The organism is Streptomonospora nanhaiensis, from assembly GCF_013410565.1.
GTDB lineage: Bacteria > Actinomycetota > Actinomycetes > Streptosporangiales > Streptosporangiaceae > Streptomonospora > Streptomonospora nanhaiensis.
The window spans coordinates 100235-122998 of record NZ_JACCFO010000001.1 but is presented as its reverse complement, the minus strand read 5'-3'; the positions used below and the strand labels follow the sequence as shown (position 1 = coordinate 122998).

General features: G+C 75.5%; 14 protein-coding genes and 1 other RNA gene. 8 read left to right on the top strand and 7 right to left on the bottom strand.

Going from position 1 to position 22764, the window contains the following annotated elements:
- Positions 1-20: 20 nt before the first annotated feature.
- Positions 21-1058, bottom strand: coding sequence for a ferrochelatase (locus tag HNR12_RS00525; protein ID WP_179765600.1), 1038 nt, complete (start codon positions 1056-1058; stop codon positions 21-23).
- A 196-nt stretch (positions 1059-1254) separates the two neighbouring features.
- Between HNR12_RS00525 and HNR12_RS00520 the strand changes: the two genes are divergently transcribed.
- Entirely contained in the window at positions 1255-2556 is a 1302-nt protein-coding gene (locus HNR12_RS00520; RefSeq protein WP_179765599.1) for a D-arabinono-1,4-lactone oxidase, read from the top strand.
- 72 nt (positions 2557-2628) lie between these two features.
- On the opposite strand, the gene HNR12_RS00515 is transcribed toward HNR12_RS00520, so the two are convergent.
- Entirely contained in the window at positions 2629-3582 is a 954-nt protein-coding gene (locus tag HNR12_RS00515) for a hypothetical protein (RefSeq protein WP_179765598.1), read from the bottom strand.
- A 725-nt stretch (positions 3583-4307) separates the two neighbouring features.
- On the opposite strand from HNR12_RS00515, the gene sepH reads away from it, so the two are divergent.
- Positions 4308-5603, top strand: a complete 1296-nt coding sequence (gene sepH / locus HNR12_RS00510; protein ID WP_179765597.1) for a septation protein SepH — start codon at positions 4308-4310, stop codon at positions 5601-5603.
- An 86-nt stretch (positions 5604-5689) separates the two neighbouring features.
- Here sepH and HNR12_RS00505 read toward each other — a convergent pair whose 3' ends face one another.
- Complete coding sequence (locus tag HNR12_RS00505; protein WP_308118889.1) at positions 5690-7501, bottom strand: PH domain-containing protein; 1812 nt, start codon at positions 7499-7501, stop codon at positions 5690-5692.
- Positions 7498-7959: a PH domain-containing protein gene (locus HNR12_RS00500; protein WP_179765596.1), complete on the bottom strand. Its 462-nt coding sequence runs from the start codon at positions 7957-7959 to the stop codon at positions 7498-7500. Before HNR12_RS00500 ends, HNR12_RS00505 begins: the two co-directional genes overlap by 4 nt.
- 235 nt (positions 7960-8194) lie before the next feature.
- Between HNR12_RS00500 and HNR12_RS00495 the strand changes: the two genes are divergently transcribed.
- The 3 genes from HNR12_RS00495 to HNR12_RS00485 all read left to right on the top strand — a co-directional run bounded on the left by HNR12_RS00495 (position 8195) and on the right by HNR12_RS00485 (position 10952).
- Complete coding sequence (locus HNR12_RS00495) at positions 8195-9184, top strand: ATP-binding cassette domain-containing protein (RefSeq protein ID WP_179765595.1); 990 nt, start codon at positions 8195-8197, stop codon at positions 9182-9184.
- Entirely contained in the window at positions 9181-10008 is an 828-nt protein-coding gene (locus HNR12_RS00490; protein ID WP_179765594.1) for an ABC transporter permease, read from the top strand. The genes HNR12_RS00495 and HNR12_RS00490 overlap by 4 nt, the downstream gene beginning before the upstream one ends.
- Before the next feature lie 158 nt (positions 10009-10166).
- Positions 10167-10952 carry a sporulation protein gene (locus HNR12_RS00485; protein WP_179765593.1) on the top strand — a complete coding sequence of 262 codons (786 nt, stop codon included), beginning with the start codon at positions 10167-10169 and terminating at the stop codon, positions 10950-10952.
- A 67-nt stretch (positions 10953-11019) separates the two neighbouring features.
- On the opposite strand, the gene HNR12_RS00480 is transcribed toward HNR12_RS00485, so the two are convergent.
- On the bottom strand, positions 11020-14316 hold the full coding sequence (locus HNR12_RS00480; protein WP_179765592.1) for an AfsR/SARP family transcriptional regulator: 3297 nt from the start codon (positions 14314-14316) through the stop codon (positions 11020-11022).
- Between the two features lie 1181 nt (positions 14317-15497).
- On the opposite strand from HNR12_RS00480, the gene HNR12_RS00475 reads away from it, so the two are divergent.
- The 3 genes from HNR12_RS00475 to HNR12_RS00465 all read left to right on the top strand — a co-directional run bounded on the left by HNR12_RS00475 (position 15498) and on the right by HNR12_RS00465 (position 21656).
- Positions 15498-16079: a YbhB/YbcL family Raf kinase inhibitor-like protein gene (locus tag HNR12_RS00475; RefSeq protein ID WP_179765591.1), complete on the top strand. Its 582-nt coding sequence runs from the start codon at positions 15498-15500 to the stop codon at positions 16077-16079.
- 470 nt (positions 16080-16549) lie between these two features.
- Complete coding sequence (locus HNR12_RS00470; RefSeq protein ID WP_179765590.1) at positions 16550-19000, top strand: hypothetical protein; 2451 nt, start codon at positions 16550-16552, stop codon at positions 18998-19000.
- Between the two features lie 274 nt (positions 19001-19274).
- Positions 19275-21656 (top strand): SulP family inorganic anion transporter, encoded by a 2382-nt coding sequence (locus HNR12_RS00465; protein WP_179765589.1) that lies wholly within the window; start codon positions 19275-19277, stop codon positions 21654-21656.
- Between the two features lie 65 nt (positions 21657-21721).
- Here HNR12_RS00465 and HNR12_RS00460 read toward each other — a convergent pair whose 3' ends face one another.
- The gene (locus HNR12_RS00460) at positions 21722-21865 is read right to left on the bottom strand and encodes a hypothetical protein (RefSeq protein ID WP_179765504.1); all 144 of its coding nucleotides are present in this window, start codon (positions 21863-21865) and stop codon (positions 21722-21724) included.
- Between the two features lie 461 nt (positions 21866-22326).
- Positions 22327-22713, bottom strand: an RNA gene (gene rnpB / locus HNR12_RS00455) — RNase P RNA component class A.
- Positions 22714-22764: the final 51 nt, after the last annotated feature.

The window sequence follows — 22764 nt, the reverse complement described above, 5'->3', positions numbered from 1 at the left end:
CGCGGGCCGGGGCCCGCTGGTCAGCGCTGGGCGCAGCAGCCGGGGGCGCACTCCTGGTCGGCCGGCAGGGAGCCCAGGCGGACCGGCTCGGCGCCCGCGGCGCGCTCGGCCACCAGTTCGCGCACCATCGCCACGAAGCGCGGGTGGGTGCCGGGGCTCAGCGCCCGCTCGAAGTGCAGGCCGAGGTCGGCGGCGGTCTGGCGGGCCTCGTTGTCGAGGTCGTACTTGACCTCCATGTGGTCGGAGACGAACCCGTGCGGCACCACCACCACCGCGCGCACCCCCTCGCCGGCCAGCTCGGTGAGGCGGTCGTTGACGTCGGGCTCCAGCCACGGCTGGGAGGGCGGGCCGCTGCGGCTCTGGTAGACCAGCTCGTAGGGGTGGTCCTCGCCCAGCCGTTCGGTGACCAGCCGGGCGACCTCGCCGAGTTGGGCCACGTAGGCGCCGCCGGGGCCGAAGGTGTGCCCGGGCGGGCCGCTGGCGGCCGCCATCGCGGTGGGGATGGAGTGCGCCGAGAACAGCAGGTGGGCGCCGGCGCGCTCCTGGTCGGGCAGGCGGTCCAGGGCGGCGCGGGTGTGCTCGACCAGGGGCTCGACGAACCCGGGGTGGTCGTAGAAGGGCCGGATCAGCTCGATCTCGGGCGCCGTGGGACCCACCGCCTCGCGCGCGGCGGCGATGTCGTCGAGGTAGGCGCGGTGGCTGGAGTAGTTGCTGTAGGCGGAGGTGGCCATCGCCACCACGCGGCGCACGCCGTCCTTGGCCATCTGCGCGACGGTGTCGGCGAGCATGGGGGCCCAGAACCGGTTGCCCCAGTAGACGGGCAGGTCCACCCCGTGCTCGGCGAAGTCGGCGCGGACCGCGGCGATGAGGTCGCGGCACTGCTGGTTGATGGGGCTGACGCCGCCGTAGAGGTAGTAGTGCTGACCGACCTCGGCCAGGCGCTCGCGCGGGATGTTGCGTCCTCGGGTGACGTTCTCGAGGAAGGGGATGACCTCGTCCTCGGCTTCGGGGCCGCCGAAGGAGATCAGCAGAAACGCGTCGTAGGGCTCGTAGGGCATGGCTCCATGTAACCAGCCCGCGGCGGCTGCCCCGCTCCGCCCGCGCGTTGCGCGTGTCACGGGGGTCGACGCGCTGGTCGGCGGGGGTGCGCGGGGACGCTCGGCAGGCGCCCGGAACGCACCGTCGGACCGGGTTCGCGCCATGTGTCCAAGGGGCCCTGTTCGGGCGCCCATCGGCACTGTAGCCTCCGACGCCATGACCAATGTGGTGTGGCGCACATGGGCGCGGACGCAGACGGCGCGGCCGCGCCGGATCGCGGTGCCCGGGAGCACGCGCGAGGTGGCGGAGGCGGTGCGCGCCGCGGCGGTCGAGGGCGCGCGGGTGCGGATGGTGGGCTCGGGCCACTCCTTCACCGGCGTGGCGGTGACCGACGGCGTGCTGCTGTCGCCCACCGGGCTGTCGCGGCTGCGGGCGGTGGACCCCGCGGCGGGCACGGCCGTGGTCGAGGCGGGCATGCCGCTGTGCGACCTCAACGAGGCGCTGCTGGACCACGGGCTGGCCCTGGCCAACATGGGCGACATCGCGGTGCAGACCGCGGCCGGCGCGGTCCAGACCGGCACGCACGGCACCGGGCGGGCCAGCGGCGGGCTGGCCGCCCAGGTGGTGGGCCTGGAGCTGGTGCTGGCCGACGGCTCGGTCGCGCGCTGCTCGGCCGACAGCGACCCCGAGCTGTTCGAGGCGGCGCGCGTGGGCCTGGGGGCCTTCGGCGTGGTCACGGCGCTGACGCTGGCGGTGCGCCCGGCGTTCCTGCTGCACGCGCGCGAGGAGCCGATGGCGCTGGCGGAGGTGCTGGAGCGGCTGCCGGAGCTGCGCGCCGCCAACGACCACTTCGAGTTCTACTGGTTCCCCCACACCGGGCGCACCATCACCAAGCGCAACAACCGGGTGCACGGCCCGGCCGAGCCGCTGGCGCCCCTGCGGGCGTGGCTGGACGACGAGTTCCTGTCCAACACCGTGTTCGAACTGGTGAACCGGGTGGGCCGGCGCGCCCCGGCGGTGATCCCGGCGATCAACCAGGTCTCGGCGCGGGCGCTCACGGCGCGCGCCTATACCGACGCCTCGTTCCGGGTCTTCTCGACGGTGCGCCGGGTGCGGTTCGTGGAGATGGAGTACGCGGTGCCGGCCGAGCACCTGCCCGAGGTGCTGGGCGAGGTGCGGCGCATCGTCGACGCGCGGGGCCACCGGGTGTCCTTCCCCGTGGAGGTGCGGTTCGCCCCGGCCGACGACGTCTGGCTGTCGACCGCCTACGGCCGCGACACCGCCTATGTGGCGGTGCACGTCTACCAGGGCATGGACCACCGCGCCTACTTCGCCGACGTGGAGCCGGTGTTCACCGCCGTGGGCGGGCGCCCGCACTGGGGCAAGCTGCACACGCGCGACAGCGCCTACCTGGCCGGGGTCTACCCCCGCTTCGCCGAGGCGCTGGCGGTGCGCGACCGGGTCGATCCCGAGCGGCGGTTCGCCAACGCCTACCTGGACACGGTCCTGGGCCCCTGAAACGCGCGTGTCCTCCCCGCGCGGGCGCGGGGAGGACACGCGAGGCGCGGCGGGCACCGCGGACGCGCAGCCCTACGGGGCGGGCTGCCCGGACAGGTCGCCGTTCTGCCCGGTGCCGGTCTGGGGCTGCTGCTCGCCGGTGTCGCCCGTGCCGGTACCGCCGGTGCCGGGGTCGGGGGTGGCACCGGGGTCGGTCGTGGGCTCGGAGCCGTCCTCGGGGGTGGCCACGCCGCCGTCCTCCTCGGGGGCGACGGGCACCTGGCCGGTGCCCTCCTGGGGCTCGGCGGGGCCGGCGGGCCCGGTGGGGGGAGCGGTCCCCGTCTCCCCGCCGGGTGTGGCCTCGGTGTCGGGCGCGGGGTCCTCGGCGCCGTCGGCCTGGCCGCCGCCCAGCAGGGTGGGTGCCGAGCCGGTGTCGGAGCCGCGCACGGTGTCCGACAGCGACTGGCCGGTGAACAGCTCGAACACCAGGATCGCGGCCATCGCGGCGAGGAACACCGCGGCGGCGGGCACGGCGGCGAACCGCCAGCGCCGCCACCAGGCGCGCGGCCCGGTCTGCTCGCCGGGCGCGCGGGTCCGGTGGCCGCCGGCGGTGCCGGTGGGGGCGGCACCGCCCAGGGTGGGCAGGGCGCGCGTGCGCTGGAGGTCCTCGCGGCCCGACGCCCTCTCGGAGCGGGCGCCGGGGGCGGTGTCGGTCTCCGTGGCGGCCGCCAGCAGGGTGTCGCCGTCGGCGGCGCCCGGTCCCGAGCGGGCGAGTTCGCCGCGCGCGGAGTCGTGGCGGCGCCCGCCGGTGCGGGCGGCGAGGTTGCGGGCGGACTCGCTGCCGCGCTCGGCCAGGTGCTGGAAGACGGCGGTGCCCGCGGTGCTCAGGACGCTCATGACGGCGGCGCCGATGATGGTTCCGTAGACGCCCAGGAACGACGCCAGCGTGGCGGCGGTGAGCGTCGCGACCCCGGCGCCGACGACCTGGGGAACGCTCAGGTCCAGGCGTTTGCGCCGAGTGGGCTCGTCTTCTTCGCAGTCGGTCATCCTCCCCCTCCGTGGTGGCCCGTGGCGGCCGGCGGCCCGGTGGTGCCGGGACCGGTCGGCGGCCTGGTGTGGTGGCGCCCGCCGCCCCGGGCCGGTCCGCCGGGCGCGCCGGCGGCCGCGCGCCTCGTCGCGGCGGCGGGGCCGGCCGGGTGGGGCGGGCGGCGCCCGTAAGGCGCGCGGCCGGCCGCGGCGGTGTGCGGGCCGCGCTCGGGCGGGCGCGGCCGGCGGGGCGGTGGGCGCGGTGGTAACGCCGCGGCGGTGCCGATGCCCATCGGCACCGCCGCTCCCCCGTTGCATCCAGAGAACTCCCGCAGACGGGGACGATGTTCCCTAACAGCCTGAAAACAGGACAGAAGAAGAATTAATCACGTTGCACCATCAACCAGCGTGTCGGCTTGCATAACGGATGCGCGACGGGGAAGCGACGCTCGCGGAAAGCCCGCGTCCGTACCGGCTCAGCCGCCGGATCGGCAGATACCATCGGCCCAGGGGCGACGGGCGCGGTCGAGGCCGGGACGGACCGCCGCTCCGGAATCCCGGTTCACTCCCGTGCCAAGATGGCACGGGGGAGCACGACGAGCCCGCGGGCGGTCTTGAACCACCCTGGGGTCACACAGTTCGGACATGCCGGGCGCGGTACTGGCCGAACCTGTGGCCGCCGATGAGACTGGGACCATGGGGGATGGCCGACGACCTACCCTCGACGGGACGCGAGAAGGAGGGCGATGCAAGAGCTTCGCCTGGTCGCCGTCAGCGAGGACGGCACTTACCTGGTACTGGCGAGTGCCGGCCGTGGAACCCGTTTCATGCTGCCCGTCGACGACCGTCTCCGCGCCGCCGTGCGCGGCCAGTTCTCCCGGCTCGGCCAGTACGAGATCGAAGTGGAGAATCCGTTGCGCCCCAAGGAAATCCAGGCTCGGATCCGCTCCGGAGAGACCGCCGAGGCGATCGCCGAGCACGCCGGAATCCCGATCGAGCGCGTGCGCTGGTTCGAGAGCCCCGTGCTGCAGGAGCGCGAGTACATCGCGCAGCAGGCGCAGCGCGCCACCGTGCGCCGCCAGGGCGAGTCCGCCCCCGGACCCGTCCTGGGCGACCTGGTGGCCGAGCGCATCGGCGCCCACCAACTGGAGACCGGCGACGCCGTCTGGGACTCCTGGAAGCGCGAGGACAACAACTGGCAGCTCAAGCTGGCGTTCCTGGTCGCGGGCGAGGAACGGGTCGCCCACTGGGTCTATGAGCCCCGCCGCCGCACGGTCACCCCCGCCGACGACGAGGCCCTGCGGTTCCTCACCCCCGAGGCCGACGAACCCCTCGACCTCGGGCCGGGCAGCGCCAACGTCACCCCTTTCGTGCCGCGCCGGCAGGGGCCGCCCCCGGCGCCCGAGCCCGTGCGCCCCCAGCCCGCCTACCGCCAGCCCGAGCCGGCTCCGCGCCCCGAGCCGCGGCCCGAACCCCGCCGCGACCCCGTCGGCGACGCCCCGCTGCCCTCGGCTCCCGCCGCCCGCCCCGACGAACCTCCGGCGCCGCCCGCGCGGCCGGCCGTGCCCGAGCGCGCCGCGCCGGGCCGCGTGCGCATCCGCCCCGACCGCGACACCCCTGCTCCCGCCGCCCACAGCGCTCCCCCGCCCGCCGCGCCGCAGCGCCGCGACACCTCCGCGCGCCCGCCCGAGGCCCCGGCCGCCCGCGCCGAGGCCCCCGAACCCGCCGCCTACGCCGAGCCCCACGCCGGGCCCCCCGCGCCCGCACGCGAGCGCGTGGAGCGGCCCGAGCGCCCGGCGCTGGGCCGCCCGGCCGAGCAGCCCGCCGAACCCCCGGCCGCCGCCCAGCGCCCGGGGGCGCGCGCCGCCGAACGCCCGGCATCGCGCGGCCGCCAGGACCCGCCGGTCCCGGCCGCCGCGGCCGGAACCGGCGCCGCGGGCGCCGGCTCGGGCGGCGCGCCGGCTCGCCGCAAGGGGCGCGGCAAGCGCGCCTCGGTGCCCTCCTGGGACGAGATCATGTTCGGCTCGAAGAAGTCGGAGTAGCCGGAGCGGTCGGCCACGCGGCCCCGCCCCTTCCGTCCGCCTCGGCGGGCGCGGGGCGGGGCCGCCGCCGTTCGCGGCGCCCGCACCTACCCGCGCGGCGCCCCGGGGCCGGGGTCGGGTTCGCGCACCACGAACGGGCGGACCATCTCGGGGGTCACCCCTTCGGCGAAGGCCACCGACTCCGCCATGTCGGCGTCGATCGCCGTGTAGCCGCCGGGGCCCGCGCCCACGGCCAGTTGCAGGTTCACCAGTCGGGTGCGCCGCTGGAACAGCGTCTGGCTCCACTTCCAGCCGATGATCGCCTCGCGCTGCACCACGGCCTGCTCGCGGTGCAGCGACCCCGAGCGCACGCTCACCTGGCGGTCGTCGGCGCCGTGGCCGAGGTTGCGGTAGCGGTCGATGCCCAGCGGTACGCCCAGCAGCGCCAAAACGCCCAGCACCGCCGCCACCCACACCGGCCCGGTGAAGGCGGCGGCGATGGCCGCCGCGGCGAAGGGCGCCACCGCCCGGAACAGCCGCCGGCCCAGGGCCGCGCGCGGGTGGCGCAGCAGCGGCCCGCCGAACGGCAGCAGCGCTCGCTCCACGACCGACTCCACCGTGCGGCGCGGCCCCATGGGCAGCAGGGCGGCGCGGGTGGCGGTCTGGCCGAGTCCGGTCACGACGGCGCGCAGCCGCACGACCCCGCGCAGCCGCTCCAGCGGGTTGTCCCACAGTTCGTGGCCCCGGATCCGGCGCAGTTCCAGGGTGACGCTCTGCCGGGTGAACAGGCCGCGCTCGGTCACCAGCGCCTGGCCGCGCCGGCGGAGCGTGAACTGCCAGTGGGCGATGGCGTAGGAGACGACCGCGAAGACCGGCATGGCCGCCAGCACCACGAGCAGCACCGCGGCGGCGAGGAGCACCAGCAGCAGGGTGCCGCCTTCGGCCGTGCGCAGGTACAGGTCGCGCGCGATGACGCCGGCGTCGCGGAAGCCGCGTTCGGCGGCGGCGTCGCCCAGGCCCTGGCTGACAACGCCCGTCAGGGCCGCCAGCGCGGCGAAGGGGGTCAGCAGGTAGGCCAGGCTCAGTACCGCGTAGAAGTACCAGCTCAGCGGCATGACGAAGTACGTCTCGGAGTCGGCGTCGCCGTCCTCGCCGGGCGCGGCGCCCGCCGGCGCGGCCGGCGCCCCTGCCTCGCCCTCGTCGGCGCCCGGGGCGGGGACCGGGGCCGCCTGCGCGGCGCTCTCGCCGCGCAGGACCGCCCGCCGGTGCAGCAGCACCCGGCGCAGCCGCTCGGCCTCGGCGGCGGTGACCGCGTCGAGCTTGCCCTCCTCGCTGGCCTCGCCCCCGGCCGCCGCCTCCACGCGGACCACGGCCAGGCCCAGCACGCGGTGCAGGAGCGTGGCGGTGATGTCCACGCCCCGGATGCGCTCCAGCGGGATGGACCTGCGGGAGCGGCTGATCAGCCCGCGGCGGATCTCCAGGCGGTCGGCGCTCACCTGGTAGCGGAAGGTGCGCCAGGTGACGAGGCCGCCGACGAGCATGGCGACCACGGCCGCGCCCGTGCTGCCCAGGACCCAGGGGTTGAAGTTGTAGGTCCCGGCGACCAGCGCGATGGCGATGGGCACCAGGAAGTTGCGCAGGTAGGCGATGGGCGCGGTCACCATCGTCAGCGCGCTGAGGCGGCGGGCGGGCTCGGGCGGCGGCGCGGGCGCACCGGAGTCCTCGGGCGGCGCCGGCGGGGCGCCGTCGGCGCCCGGGTCCGCGCTCGGGTCCGCGCCCGGGTCGGCGCCGGCGGGTGCTGCCGCGCCGGGTGCTGCCGGGCCGTGGGGGGCGGGGGCCGGCGCCGGAGCGCCTTCGGGACCGGGGCCGTGCTCCCGCTCGGGATCGGGGCCGGGACCGGGGTTGGGGTGCCCGCTCACGTGGCGTCGTCCCGCAGCTCGGTGGCGCGCTCGGCCAGTTCCTCGGAGATGCGCTGGGCGTCGGCGGCGTCGAGCCCCGCGATGGTGGTCGACCCGGCGTGCGAGGCGGTCTGGATCTCCAGGGTGGCCACCCGGAACAGCCGCTCCATCCAGCCCTGGCGGTGGTCGACGGTCTGGATGCGGCTCACCGGCACCAGCTGCCACTGCCGGCTCAGCCAGCCGGTGCGGGTGTAGACGACGTCGGCGGTGACCTCCCAGCGGTGCACGCGGTAGCGCCAGCGGGGCGCGACCACGGCGCGGACCAGCGCGTAAACACCGTAGACGCCGGGCAGCCACCAGGCGTAGCGCAGCACCGGGTCGGGTACCCAGAACCACGACGCCGCGCGAAGTCCCCAGGCGGCGGCGCACAGCAGCGCGGTGACGACCGCGGCCGATACGGCCATCTGGAGGGTCCACATCGCGACCGATCTTCGGGACACACGGTGTGCGGGGGATCTCAGTCGAGTCGTCACGGCACGAGTGTAGAGGGGGCCGGTCGGGCGGCGTGGGCCCCGGCGCGGGCGGGGCCCCTGACGCCGTGCGAGGCGGTCCGGCCCGCACTGACGGCCCGGTGTCAGCGCCCCGAAACGGTTATCAGCGCTTTGTCAGTAGCGGTGACCAGACTTGAGGCATGAACGGACGTTGGGAGGAACGATGACTCACGCCATCCGTGTGGAGGGCCTGGTCAAGAGGTTCAAGGGGCACACGGCGCTGGACGGCGTGGACTTGACGGCGCGCACCGGGGCTGTCCTGGGCGTGCTGGGCCCCAACGGCTCCGGCAAGACCACCACGGTCCGCATCCTGGCCACGCTGCTGCGGCCCGACGCCGGGCAGGCGCTGGTGGGCGGCCACGACGTCGTGCGCGAACCCCACGCGGTCCGCCGCCTGATCGGCCTGACCGGCCAGTACGCCGCCGTCGACGAAGACCTCAGCGGCACGCAGAACCTCATGCTGATCGCCCGGCTGCTGGGGTTCTCGCGGGCGGACGCCCGGGCGCGCGCCGCCGAACTGCTCGACCGCTTCGCGCTCAGCGACGCCGCCGACCGCGCGGCCAAGACCTACTCCGGGGGCATGCGCCGCCGGCTCGACCTCGCGGCCAGCCTGGTGGGCCGCCCCAGCCTGCTGTACCTGGACGAGCCCACCACCGGCCTGGACCCCCACAGCCGCAACGAACTGTGGGACGTCGTGCGCGACCTCGTGCGCGACGGCGTCACCGTGCTGCTGACCACGCAGTACCTGGAGGAGGCCGACCAGCTCGCCGACGACATCGTGGTGCTCGACCGGGGCCGGGTCATCAGCGAGGGCACGCCCGACCAGCTCAAGACCCGTGCGGGCTCCCAGGTGCTGCAGGTGCGCCCTGTGGAGGCGGCGCGCCTGGACCAGGCGGCCCGCATCGTCGAGGCCGTCACCGGCGCCGAGGTCCGCTCCGGCGACGGCGCGGCCAACGCCTCGGTCAGCGACACCGCCGTGCTGCCCGAGGTCGTGCGCCGCCTCGACGACGCCGGCGTCCAGGTCGCCGAGCTGACCCTGCGCAAGCCCAGCCTTGACGAGGTCTTCCTGGCCCTGACCGGCCACACCGCCGAACCCGCCCCGGCCGGGGACGACCCCGCCGGTGCCGATCAGACCGAAAGGACCCACGCATGAGCGCCGTGAACACGGTGGAGCCGTCGCCGCTTGCGGCCGGCCCCGCCACCGCGCAGCGCATCACCCCGCTGAGCACCGTGCGCCACGGCGCGCTGCTGACCTGGCGCAGCCTGCTGAAGATCCAGCGCAACCCCGAAGAGGTGCTGGGTCTGACCTTCATGCCGCTGATGTTCGTCGCGCTGTTCGTGTTCGTCTTCGGCGAGGCGATGATGGGCGACTGGCAGGCCTACCGCGACCTCATCACGCCGGGCATCATCTCCCAGTCGGTCATCTTCGCCACGATCGGCACCGGGGTGGCGCTCAACTCCGACATCGAGAAGGGCATCTTCGACCGGTTCCGGTCGCTGCCGATCGCCCGCTCGGCGCCGTTGATCGGCGCCATCCTCGGCGACCTCGTGCGCTACCTGCTCACCGTCATCATGGTGGTGCTGGTGGCCATGCTGATCGGCTACCGCCCCGAGGGGGGCGTGATGGGCCTGGTGGCCGCCACCGCCGTGGTCATGGTGTTCGCCTTCGCGCTGTGCTGGCTTTCGGCGTTCATGGGGCTGCTGCTGCGCACCCCCATGGCCGTGAACATCTTCGGCTCCATCTGGATGTTCCCGCTGACCTTCGCCAGTTCGGCGTTCGTGCCCACCGACCGCATGCCCGGGTTCATGCAGACCTTCGCGGAGCTCAACCCGGTCACCCACGTCATCGACGCCATGCGGGCCCTGCTGGAGGGACAGCCCGCCGGCGAGCCCCTGCTGTGGGTGGCGGGCTGGAGCGTGCTGATCACCGCCGTGTTCTTCCCGCTGGCCACCCGCGCCTACCGGCGCCGCGCCTGACCGGCCCTCTCCCCCTCCCCTCCCCCGCCCGCGCGGCATGGCGCCGCGCGGGCGGGGAACCCCAACGGTGCCGGGCGCGTCGGAGCCTGCGAGCACCGCGGGCGGGTACGTTCCGCCGCGCGCGGCGGTCCCCACCCCCTGCACCGGAAGAGGACGGCATGGGCATCAAGCGTTTTCTCGCCGCGTTCGGCATCGGCGGCCCCAGCATCGACACCGTCATCGAGCAGCCGCTCGTGCGCCCCGGCGACCGCCTGGTCGGCCGGGTCGACCTGGTCGGCGGCGAGGTCGAGGCCCGCATCGACGAGATCGCGGTGGCGCTGGCCGCCCGGGTCGAGGTCGAGATCGGCGACCACGAGGGCCAGACCACCATGGAGTTCTCCCGGGTCGCCGTCAGCGGCCCGTTCACCCTGGCCGCCGGGGAGCAGCGGCGGCTGCCCTTCGAGTACCCGGTGTCGCTGCAGAGCCCGCTGACCGAGGTCGACGGCCGCCCCCTGCCGCGCGCGGGTCTGGGGCTGAGCACCGATGTCGTGATCGGCGGCCAGCCCGACAAGGGCGACCTCGACCCCGTGCGGGTCGACCCCCTCCCGGCGCAGCGGGCGGTGCTGGAGGCGGTGGACCGGCTGGGGTTCGGGCTGGTCAAGACCGACATCGAGCACGGCACCCTCTCCGGCACCCGTCAGGAGTTCCCGCTCTACCAGGAGTTCGAGTACCGCGCGGCCCCGCGCTACGCGGGGCGGCTGAACGAGATGGAACTGTCCTTCGTCGCCGACGACCGCGGCGTGGACGTCGTGATCGAGGTCGACAAGCGCGGCGGGCTGTTCCTGGAGAGCCAGGACCGGTTCGGCCGGTTCCGGGTGGAGCACGACCAGGCGGGCGCCGACCTCACCCCGGTGGTGGCCGAGCAGGTCGACTCCCTGCTGCGGCGCCGCGGCCTGTTCGGCTGAGCCACCGCTCGCGCCGGGCGGCCGGGGTGGCCCGGCGTCCCCCTGGTTCGGGGACTGGGCGCGGGTTTCAGGCGCTGAGCGTGCCCGGCCCGGAGGGGCGGGCAGGGCGCCACTCCTCCAGCCACGCGGCCACGCGCGCCGCCATCCGGGCGCGGTCGGCGCCGCGGCCCTCGTCGTAGGCGCGGTCGAACCCGTCGGGACCCAGCAGGTCGCGCACCTGCCGGCGGCACCGCGCGACCTCGGGGTCGGCGTCGTTGGGCAGGCCGCGCACCGCCTCGGCGTATCCCAGCACCACCGCGGCGCGCTCAGGGGCGGTGGCGGCCAGCACCTCGGCCAGGGCCTCCAGGACCTCGGCGGCGTGCATCTCACCGATGAAGGGGTGGAGTGCGTCCCAGGCGGCCGCGACCCGCACGCGGGCCTCGGCGGTGCGGCCCAGCGCCATGGCGGTGCGCGCCCGCCGCACCAGCACGAGCGCCTCGACCTGGGTGCGCATGACCTCGTTCATGGCCTCGACGGCGGCGGTGAGGTCGTTGAGGATCTCGTCGGCGCCCAGGGGGTCGCCGGCCAGCCGCGCGACGTCGGCCTCGCCCACGCGCAGGAACACCCGGGTCTCGGGATCGGGGACCGCGCCGCGGGCGGCGTCGAGTTCGCGCCGGGCGTCGGCGATCGCGCCGCGCGCGGCCATCAGCACCGCCCGCCGCACGTGGAACACCGCGGCCAGGCTGGTGAGCCGGAGTTCGTCGACCAGGCGGCCGCCCTCGGTGAGGAGTTCGAGTTCGCGCTGGGGGTCGCTGTAGCGCGCGACGTCGGCGGCGCAGGTGAGGGCGTGGGCGATCCCCCAGCGGTCGCCGATGGCGCGGTAGCGGGCCAGGCCGTCCATTACCCATTCGCGGCCTTGTGCGCCGCGGCCGTGGTGGGAGGCCAGCAGGCCGCCGAACAGGCGGGCGGCGGCGCGGGTCCAGGGGTCGGGGTGGGTCTGGACCACGCGGTCCAGCCGGTCCAGGCGGCCGGCGGTGTCGTAGCCGAGCATGCCCAGCAGCAGCGGCAGCGAGAACAGGCTGGGGTGGTTCCAGGGGGTGTCGCCGGCCTCCTCCAGGATCTCCTCGGCGCGCAGCAGGCTCTTGGCGGCGGGTTCGACCATCGCGGGCATGGCGCCGATGACGCTGACCGTCAGGCACTGGGCGTAGGCCGCGGCGCGGCCGGGCGGCACGCGGTCGCCGATCAGGTCGAGGATGTCGCCGCACCAGCGCACGAGGTCGGTCCAGGTGTTGACCATCTGCCAGTACCAGGACGACCCGGCGACCAGGTCGAGGGCGAGGTCGGTGTCGCGTTCGGCGACGGCCCAGCGCAGCGCGGAGGTGAGGTTGTCGTGCTCCTGGCGCAGCCGGGCCAGCCAGGCGAGCTGGTCGGGGCCGCGCAGGTGGGGGTCGGCCTCGCGGAAGAGGTCGCGGACGTGGTGGGCCAGGGCTCGGCGCACCGCGGGTTCCTCGCCGCTCTCGGCCAGGCGCTGGGCGCCGTAGGCGCGCACGGTCTCCAGCATGCGGTAGCGGGGCTCGGTGTCGGGGTCGTCGGGGACGTCGGCGATGACCAGGGACTTGTCGACCAGGGCGAACAGCACCGACCAGACGTCGGGGCCGTCGTCGAGGGCGCAGACGCGTTCGACGGCGTCCAGGGTGGCGCCGCCGGCGAAGACCGACAGCCGCCGCAGCAGGGTGCGCTCGGTGTCGTCCAGCAGCTCCCAGCTCCAGTCCACGACGGCTTGGAGGGTCTGGTGCTGGGGCAGGGCGAACCGGCTGCCGTTGGTGAGGATGCGGAAGCGGTCGCAGAGCCGGGCGGCCAGGTGGGCCAGCGGCATGGCGCGCAGCCGCGCGGCGGCGAGTTCGAGGGCCAGCGGCAGGCCGTCGAGTTCGCGGCAGACGCGCACGACGTGTTCGGCGTTGCCGGAGTCGACGGTGAACCCGGGCAGCACGGCGCGGGCGCGTTCGGCGAACAGCCGGACCGAGGCGTAGTCGCCGGCGCGCTCGGCGGGGGTGTCCTCGGGCGGCAGCTCCAGGGAGGGGACGCCCAGCAGGCGTTCGCCCGCGATGCCGAGGGGTTCGCGGCTGGTGGCCAGGATCCGCAGGCCGGGGCAGGCGGCCAGCAGGCGCTCGGCGACCTGGGCGGTCTCGGCCACCAGGTGCTCGCAGTTGTCGATGACGACGAGGATGTCCCGGCCGCCGATGAAGTCGACGACCCGGTCGAGGATGGCGGGCACGTGGGCGGTGGTGGAGGACACCGCCATGGCGGCGGAGTCGCCCAGGCCCAGGGCCGACAGCAGGGCGTGGGGGATGTCGGCGCCCTCGCGCAGCGGCGCGAGTTCGACGAACCACACGCCGGCGGCGAGGTCGGCGTGCTCCTCCACGAACCGGGCGCCGGCCTCGATGGACAGCCGGGTCTTGCCCGCGCCGCCGGGACCGATCAGGGTGACCAGGCGCTCGGCGGCGAGGAGTTCGCCCACGCGGGTCAACTCGTCCTCACGGGCGATGAAGCTGGTGAGGTGGTGCGGCAGGCGTTTGACCGGGGCGGCGCGCGGGGGCGGAGCGGGCGGCGGGGTCTCGCGCCGGGGCCGGGGCGGGGAGGGCGCGGTCAGCTCGCCGCGCAGCAGCCGCACGTGCAGGCGCTGGAGTTCAGCGGAGGGGTCGATGCCGAGGTCGTCGGCCAGGGCGCGGCGGAGCCGGTCGTAGGCGGCGAGCGCGTCGGCCTGGCGCCCGGCCGCCGCCAGCGCGCGCATCAGGAGTTCGACCGGGCGCTCGGCGTGGGGTTCGCGCGCGGCGGCGGCCTCGATGTCGGGCAGGACGGCCTCGGCGCCGTCGAGATCGAGGCGCAGGGTGAGCAGGTCGAGTTCGACGCCCCGGCGGGCCTCGGCCAGGCGCACCGCGACGTCGTCGGCCCCGCCCCCGCCGCCGAGGTCGGCCAGGGCCGGCCCGCGCCACAGCCCGAGCGCCTCGGCCAGGTGCGCGGCGGCGGTGGCGGGATCGCCCTCGGTGCGGGCGCGGCGGCCCTTGTCGGCCAGTTCCTCGAAGCGGACGAGGTCGACGCTGCGGGGGTCGATGTCCAGGCGGTACCCGGTGGGATCGCCGTGCAGCGGCGCGGCCGACCCCAGGGCGCGGCGCAGTCGGGAGGCCAGCGCCTGCAGGGCGTTGCCCGCGCTCACCGGCTCGGGTTCGTCGGCCCAGATCCCGTGGACGAGCCGTTCGCTGCGCACGGTGCGCCCCGGGGAGAGCAGCAGCAGGACAAGCAGGCGGCGCAGCCGCGTGCCGCCGATGGGCAGTGCCGCGCCGTCGTCGCCGTGCACGACGAGGGGGCCGAGGATGGAGAACCGCACAGGTCCATAATTCCCGATGACGCCAAAGCGGGCTCAACGGGTTTTCGGCGCGCTGTGGAAAACCAGCGCGAGCGGGGTGTGGCGCTGATCGCACTAGGGGCGCGAGGGCGGCGAATGCCCTGGTCGCCGGACATCGGTCTACATGGGTGTGGTGACCGCCCCGACGAGGGCGGCGACGGCGGCAGCGGTGCGGCGAGCGGCCACCGGCACCGAAGGCGGTGGCGCAGACCCCGACGGGCGCGAGGGGCGGCGTGGCGGTCGCGGCGCGATCCCGGCCATGGGAGGAAGGTGCGCCGACCGGGGGCCGAGGCGTGCCCCTTGGCCGGGAGAAGACCGCCGCGAGGACCCGGGAGCGGAAACCGCAGACAGGTCTACTTTCAACTACTGCCTTTGCCGCCTTTTGCCCGAATTGCCCTCGCATCGAGGCGCCGAGCAGGGCCCCAACAGCCACCTGAAAGGCGCAAACGTCCACCATGTGAGACGCCTCGCGGCCCCCGCCGCCCACTTTGGCACGAATGCCCCTTTTTATCGGCGACGATCTACGGCTGTCGGTAGAAATCCACGTCCAAACCGCTAGATCGTCGCCACACAGCCCCATTCGTCTCACATCATGAGACAACCATGGGGGGCATGCGTGGCATTTCGGACACCGCTCGTGGCAGGGCTCCCCCGAAACACAGAGCGGCGCGGCCTGCCCGGCCGGCCCCCGCCACGTGGGTCGTCGCCGCCCCGGCGCAACCCCGCCCACCCGCAAGCGGAACCGATACCCACCCGCCCGGGCCACCCACCGCCGTCATCGCCGCCCCTCGGAACCTCAGCCACACACCCCGAAGCACGATGACCGCCCACCCCGGCCACCCACCCCCTCGGCGCCCCCGACGCAGCCCCAAGCCCCACCCCCGGAACCGGCAACCGCCCAGCCCAGGGCACCTCCGCCCTCCCCCGGGTCGGCCCTGGGCCGACCCGGCGGCCGGCTCCGGCGAAGGGGACAGCCGACCTTCCCGTTTCGGCCGGGCCGCAGTGAGGGACCGGGCAGCCGGGCGTACTGGGCTCATCGCTGCGCTGACCGCAGTAGGGTTCGGTGGAACGCCGCAGCACGCGCCCGGTACGCACCTCCCTCACCGCGTCCGGGGCGCCGTGGCGGCGCAGGAGCCACCGACGCATCGTTTCGCAGGAGTCCCATGTTCCCGGTCGAACGCCGACGTTCACCCCGATCGCGCCGCGCGGGAGCGCGGTCCGCAGCGGCCGGCGGCGCCGCGCTGCTGCTGGCCGCCACGGCGGGGTGCGGGACGCTGCCCTCCGGCACCGACGCCGAACTCAGCGACGAGATCAACCTGACGAGCACGATGCTCCAGGAGGGCGAGCCGCTGCCCGACCTCTACACCTGCGACGGCGACGGGGTCTCCCCCTCGCTGCAGTGGTCGGGCCTGCCCGGCGGCGACGTCACGCAGTCGCTGGCGCTGGTGGTCGACGCCCCCGAGGAGGCCGTCGTCTTCTGGGTGCTCTACGGGCTGGACCCGCAGAGCGCGGAACTGCGGCAGAACACCGTGCCCCAGCCGGGCGAGCAGGGCCTCAACAGCGAGGGCGAACCGGCCTACGACCCGCCGTGCTTCTCCGAGGACGGCGCGAGCGAGATCCGGTTCACCCTCTACGCCCTCAACAGCGAGCTCGACCTGCCCAACGACGCCCCGTTGGACGAGTCCCTCGACGCCATCGCCGATCGCGCGGTGGCGCGGGGCTCCCTTACCGTTACCAATGAGTAGTGAAGTCGGACACCCGCGCGCGGGCTCCGGGCGGGTCCCCCGCCCGGGAGCGGGGCCGCGCGGGGTCCCGCGCGCACTGCGGGAAGCGTCCGTCGCCCTCTGCACTCATGCCGCATCTATGCATAAAGTGGGTCCGTGCCCCCCGTTGATTACCTCATGACCGAATCGTGCAAGCGCTCGCATCGGCGCCCGCGCCCGGCGACGGGTCGCGCTCCCGGCGCCGCGCCCGGCCTGCCCGCCGCCCCCGCGCGCGGCCGGCCGCCGGGCGGCGAACCGCTCCGCGTCGTGGCGAGGGCTCCCGAACGGGCCACGGTTTCCCGATACCGCTTCAGCGCGCGGTACGGCCTGCTTCCCTCAGCCCGGCCCACCGCCCCCGCTCCGCGCGCCTCCACACCGGCCAGCCACATCACCACCGCCGGTGGCAGCTCTGTCCTCTACCAGGCCGCGGGCCCTAGGGTGGTGCATTCACCATGACCATTGCGCTTATCGCGATCATCGCCATCATCGTGGTCCTGATCGTGCTGGTGCTCATCCTGCTGGGAATGCGGGCGCTCAGCGCCGGCAACGCCGACGACGGCTACGACGACTACGAAGACGACGACTACGCGGGCGACGACGCGGAGGCCGAGGCCGACGACGACCGCGACGCCGGCTCCCGCCCCCGGGGCCGCGACCGCCGCTCGCGCGGCGAGTCCGCTCCCGCCCGCTCGCGGGCGCGGCGCGGCCGCGCGGCAGCGCGCGATGACGACGACGATGACGCCGGCGGCCTGTCCGACAACGACTTCTGGTCCAGCCTCTCCGGCGACGACTCCGACAGCGACGACGACCGCCCCTTCGCCGGGCGCCGCGACACCCGCGCCGAGTCCACCGCCGCCATGGCCGCGCTGCCCGACGACGATGACGACGACGCCCCCGCGCCCAAGCGCGACTCCGGGCGGGAGTCCGGGCGCGGCTCCCGGCGCCGCGTCGCCGAGCCCGCCGCCCCGGCCGCGCCCGCGCCCTCCGCCGCCCAGGCCGGCGGCCCCGGCGACGCGTCGGGCCTGGCCGTGCTGGCGAGCCTGGGCCAGGGATCGGCTCCCGGCGGCGACACCTCGCGCACCGACACCGACCGCGCCGAGGAGCCCCGCCCGCAGGCGGGCGGCGCCGACCCCCGCGCGCTGCCCAGCGCCGGTCAGCGGCCCTCGGCGCCCGCCGCCCCCGCGCGGCCCGCGCCCGCGGCTCCCGACCCGCTCAGCGACCCCCTGGCCGACCCGCTCAGCGACCCCCTGGCCGACCCGCTCGGCGGGCCCTCCCGCTCCTCCGCGAGCGGCTCGGCCGCCACCGCTCCGTTCGCGCAGAGCGGTCCGGGCGGCGCCGGCGGCACCGCCTCCCCCGGCCGCCCCTCCAGCCCCTCGTCCTCCTCCATCGACCCGCTGGCGCCCGCCGCCGGGGCCTCCGGTCCCGGCTCCGGCTCGTCCGCCGACCGCACCGCGCGGTGGGACACCTCCCGCGACACCGGCTCCTACTCCCGCGACCCGCTGGGCGGGTCCACCCCGCTGAGCGGCTCGGGCTCCTCGTCCCTCGACACGGGCTCCCACACCCGCCCGTCCTACGACTCCGGCCCGCTGCCCCGCTCCTCCTACGACACCGGCTCCCACGCGCGCCCCGGCTACGAGCCCGGTTCCGCGGGCCGCTCGCCGCTGGACTCCGGCGCCTCGCCGCGCGGCTCCTTCGACACCGGCTCGCACGCGCGCCCGGGATACGAGCCCTCGTCGGGCACCTCGCCCTACGACACGGGCTCCCACAGCCGCCCGTCCTACGACTCCGGCCCGCTGCCCCGCTCCTCCTACGACACCGGGTCGCACAGCCGCTCCAGCTACGAGCCCGGTTCCGCGGGCCGCTCGCCCTTCGACACCGGCACCTCCTCGCGGCCCTCCTACGACACCGGCTCCCACACCCGCCCCGGCTACGAGCCCTCGCCGCCCGCCTCGCCCTACGACACGGGCTCCCACAGCCGGACGTCCTACCCGGGCGGACGCGGCTCCGGCGGCGACCCGCTGACCGACCCCTCGTTCACGCCGGCCGAGGACTCCTCGCCGATCTGGTCGAGCCTGGAGACCGGCTCCCACCAGCGGCCCGCCGTGCCGCCGACCGCGCCGGGCACCGGCGCGCGGCCGGGCACCCCCGGCACCCCGCCGGGCGGCGTGGCCCCGCCCGCGGGCCCGGGCACCCCGGCGAGCGGGTTCGACCCCTCCGCTCCGCCGCAGTACACCACCGGGTCGTTCTCGCGGGAGTCCTTCGACACCGGCTCCTTCGACACCGGCTCCTACGCCGCACCGCCGGCGCCCGAGCCGCCGCAGCCGACGCCGCCGGCGGCCCCGCCGGTGCCCCCGCCCCCGGCGGGCGCGCCCGGCGGCGGGTACGGCTACGGCACCCCGCCCGCCGCCCTGTGGGACCAGCAGCAGCCGGGGTGGAGCGACCCCACCGGCGAACAGCCCTCCATGGCGCCGCGCAGCACCGGCTACGAGCCGCCCTCCCCCTACGGCTCCGGGCCCTACGGGCGCGACCCCTACGAGAGCGGCGCCTACCCCGCGCCCCCGCGCGGCTCCGAGGGGCCGGGCGGCTACTCCGGCATCGGCGCCGCGGGCGGCCCGGGAACGGGCGGCCCCACCCCACCTGGTGGCCCGGCCGTGCCCGGACCGGGGCAACCTGGCGGCCCGGATCCGGTCGGCGGGCCGTACTCGGGCTACCCCGATGTGCTGGGCGAGTACCCCAAGGCCGGGGAGCCCTACAGCGGCTATCCGACCGCACCGGGCTACGACGCGCCCTCGGGAGAGTGGCCGGCCTACGGCGGCGGCCACCCCGACCAGCACGACCCCGAGAACGCCCCTCCGCCCTATGGCCAGGGCGGATACGGCTACAACGACGGACGGTTCCGCTAGCCTGGACCGATTCGGACCGCTGAAGGGGGGCGGGGCGCGCGAGGCGCCCCGCCCCCCTTCGCGTGCGCCCGTACTTCCACGTGCCGGCGGGCCGGAAAGTTCCCGGTTCCACGGTTGTCAAGATCACCTAATGTGCCCGTCCATTAACCGTACGCGTTCGTTACCGTGGGTGCCCAACAGCGTTCGCTGGGTCAGGTTCCGAGGTCGGCTCCCTGATCCTCCGCACGGCCGCTGTCCCAGAGCGCCTTTTCGTTCACACCCATCGGGGGTAACCATGCGTCACGACGCCCAGGGAACATCGACCGCGCCCCGGGATGCGGGCACCGGCCCGCTGACCCGCCTGCGCTCGCTCCCCTTACTCCGCAACGTCCCCGGCGACCTCGCCGCCTCGCTGGTGGTCTTCCTGGTGGCGGTGCCCCTGTCGCTGGGCATCGCCGTCGCCTCGGGCGCGCCGCTGGTGGCCGGGCTGATCGCCGCCATCGTCGGCGGCATCGTCGCCGGCTCCGTGGGCGGCTCGGCGGTACAGGTGAGCGGCCCGACGGCCAGCCTGACCATCATCGTCGCCGACCTCGTCCACACCTACGGCTGGCGGGTCACCTGCCTCATCACCATGCTGGCCGGGGTCATCCAGCTCGGGCTGGGGGCGTTCCGCATCGCCCGGGCCGCGCTGGCCGTCTCGCCGGCGGTCATCCACGGCATGCTGGCGGGCATGGGCGTCACCATCGCGCTGGCGCAGATCCACGTGGTGCTCGGCGGCGACCCCCCGAGTTCGGCCATGGCCGGCATCACCGAACTCCCCGGCCAACTGCTCGACAGCCACACCCCGGCCGTCGCGGTGGGGGCGCTGACCATCGCGGTGCTGCTGGTGTGGCCCCGCCTGCCGGGAGTGGGCCGTATCCGGCTGCTGCCCGCCGCCCTGGTGGCCATCACCGCGGCCACGGTCGTCGCCACACTGGCCGAACTCCCGGTCGAACGCGTCGACCTGCCCGACTCCCTGGCCGCCGCCTGGAGCGGGCCGCTGCTGCCCGAGCGCGCCGACCTCCACGGGGTGGCCATCGGGGCCCTGGCGGTGGCGCTGGTCGCCAGTGTGGAGTCCCTGCTGGGCGCCATCGCCGTCGACCGCCTGCACGACGGCCCCCGCGTGAACCTCAACCGCGAACTCATCGGCCAGGGCACCGCCAACACCGTCAGCGGCGCACTGGGCGGCCTGCCGGTGGCCGGCGTAATCGTGCGCAGCACCGCCAACGCCCGCGCGGGGGCGCGCACCCCGCTCTCGGCGATCATGCACGGCGTCTGGATCATGGTGTTCATCGCGCTGCTGGCCACGGCGGCGGAGCTGGTCCCCATGGCGGCACTGGCGGCCCTGCTGGTGTTCATCGGCGCCCAGATGGTGAACCTGGCGCGCCTGCGCGACCTCCGCCGCCACCGCGAGGCCAGCGTCTACGTGGTGGCGCTGGGCGCCGTCGTGGTGTTCGGGCTGCTGGAGGGCGTCATCATCGGGTTCGCGGTGGCGATCCTGGTGTCGCTGCGCCGTCTCACCCGGGTCACCGTCCTCACCGAGGAGTTCGAGGGCCGCTGGCACATCGTGGTGCAGGGCTCGCTGACCTTCCTGGGGGTTCCGCGCGTGGCCCACGTGCTGCGCACCGTGCCCAACGGCACCCACGTCGACCTCGACCTGCACGTCGACTTCATGGACCACGCCGCGTTCGAGTCCATCCACGCCTGGCGGCTCGACCACGAGCGCACCGGCGGCACCGTCGACATCGACGAGGTCCACGAGAACTGGTACGAACGGCGGTCGCGGCAGGCCCCGCCCGCCGACAAGACCGCGCCCAGCGGCCTGTCGCGCTGGTGGGCGCCATGGCAGATGCGCGGCTTCGACCACGGCGACCCGCCCTCGGACCTCCTGCTCAGCGGCGCCCGCGAGTACCACGCGAGCACGGCCGGGCGCATGCGCTCGCTGATGAGCCGGCTGGCGCACCGCCAGCACCCCAAGGCGCTGTTCATCACCTGCGCCGACTCCCGGGTGGTGCCCAACGTCATCACGGCCAGCGGGCCCGGCGACCTGTTCACGGTCCGCAACATCGGCAACCTGGTGCCCAGGCACGGCGCCGCCCAGCCCGACGACTCCGTGGGCGCGGCCGTGGAGTACGCGGTGACCGTGCTGGACGTCCCCTCGGTGGTGGTGTGCGGGCACTCCAACTGCGGGGCCATGAAGGCGCTGATGGAGCGCGCGGGCACGCCTGACGACTCCGAGCTCGCGCACCTGGGCCGCTGGCTGGGCCACGGCGAGGCCAGCGCCGCCCGCGCGGGCCGCTCCCGGCTGCTGGGGGCGCCGGCGCCCGAGGCGATGCGGCTGCTGTCGCAGGCCAACGTGGTGCAGCAGTTGGAGAACCTGCTGACCTACCCGGCGGTGCGCCGCCGCTACGAGGAGGGCCGCCTGGAGCTGACCGGCATGTACTACGACCTGGAGACCGCCGAGATCTCGGTGCTCGACCCCGGTTCCGGGGAGTTCACGCCCGTACCCGCGGCGGAGCTGGCCGAGGCTCCGCCGGGCCCCGCGCCGAGGCCGCCGGTGCCGCCGCAGGCCCCGCCGCCCGCCGACACCGACCCGGCCGGTTCCGCGCGCACGCAGGACCCCTCGCCCGCGGGCTGACCGGCTGCCGGGCCCCCGAGGGCGGCACCGCGCCGACGGCGCCGCCCGCCGGGGGACCCGGCGGGTCAGGTGTCGTCCGGCATGTCGTCGCGCCCGTCCTGCTGGACATCGGAGGAGTGATACCTGGCGAACGCGATGATCGCGATGATCGCGATGATCGGCAGGGCGAACAGGATCACCCAGGTCGTGGAGGACAACGTGATTCTCACCGATACCCGAATCGCTGCGGCACGGGCGCCGAGCGGCACCCGTGAAAACCCCCGGGCGGCGGCAACCGGGGGCGTGTTGACGCTCCCAATCTAACGCCGCCCGGCCGCGGGTCGCCCCATTCGAGGCGCTATGGCCGCACCCCGGCACACACCCGTGGCGCGCGCCCAGAGCCCTCCGGCCGTCGTCTCGTCGGCGGGACGATCCACCACCGCCGTCTCGGTCGCCGAACGTGTCCGGCGAACCACGGATCGTCGGCGGGGACTCCGCTCGCGCGGATCCGGTGATCGGGGGTCCGTTCCGCCCGCGCGCTGCCGGATCCGGCGCGGGAGCGGGGCAGGCGCGCGCGGGGTGCGGGCCGCGCGGTACCGGGGGTGGGCCTGCGCGGGGGCGTGCGGCGGCGCCCACAGGTCCGAGCGGGCGCCCCGGCACCGGGGCCGCGCCGCTGAGGGGACGCCGTGCGGGGAAGAGTCGGCCGGTAAGCCGGATTCTGTCGGTCCGCTGGGGACCGGGCGGTCATCCATCTGGGACTGCCGTTGCCGACAGCCTCGGTGCGGTCTACCCGCGAACATCGGGCGGGCCGCCCTCAAGCGTTCGCGCGGGGGAACGTGTGCTCCCCCTTTTTGACCTTGCTCCGGGTGGGGTTTACCCAGCCGGCCGGATCACTCCGGCCGCTGGTGGTCTCTTACACCACCGTTTCACCCTTACCACCGGCCGAGCCGGTGGCGGTCTGCTTTCTGTGGCACTGTCCCGCGGGTCGCCCCGGGTCGGTGTTACCGACCACCCTGCCCTGTGGAGTCCGGACTTTCCTCGACACCGCACGCGGTGCCGCGACCGCCTGGCCGACTCTTCCCTACCCGGCAGTGTATCGCCCCCGCTTGGCGCCGGGGGCGGCGCGAGC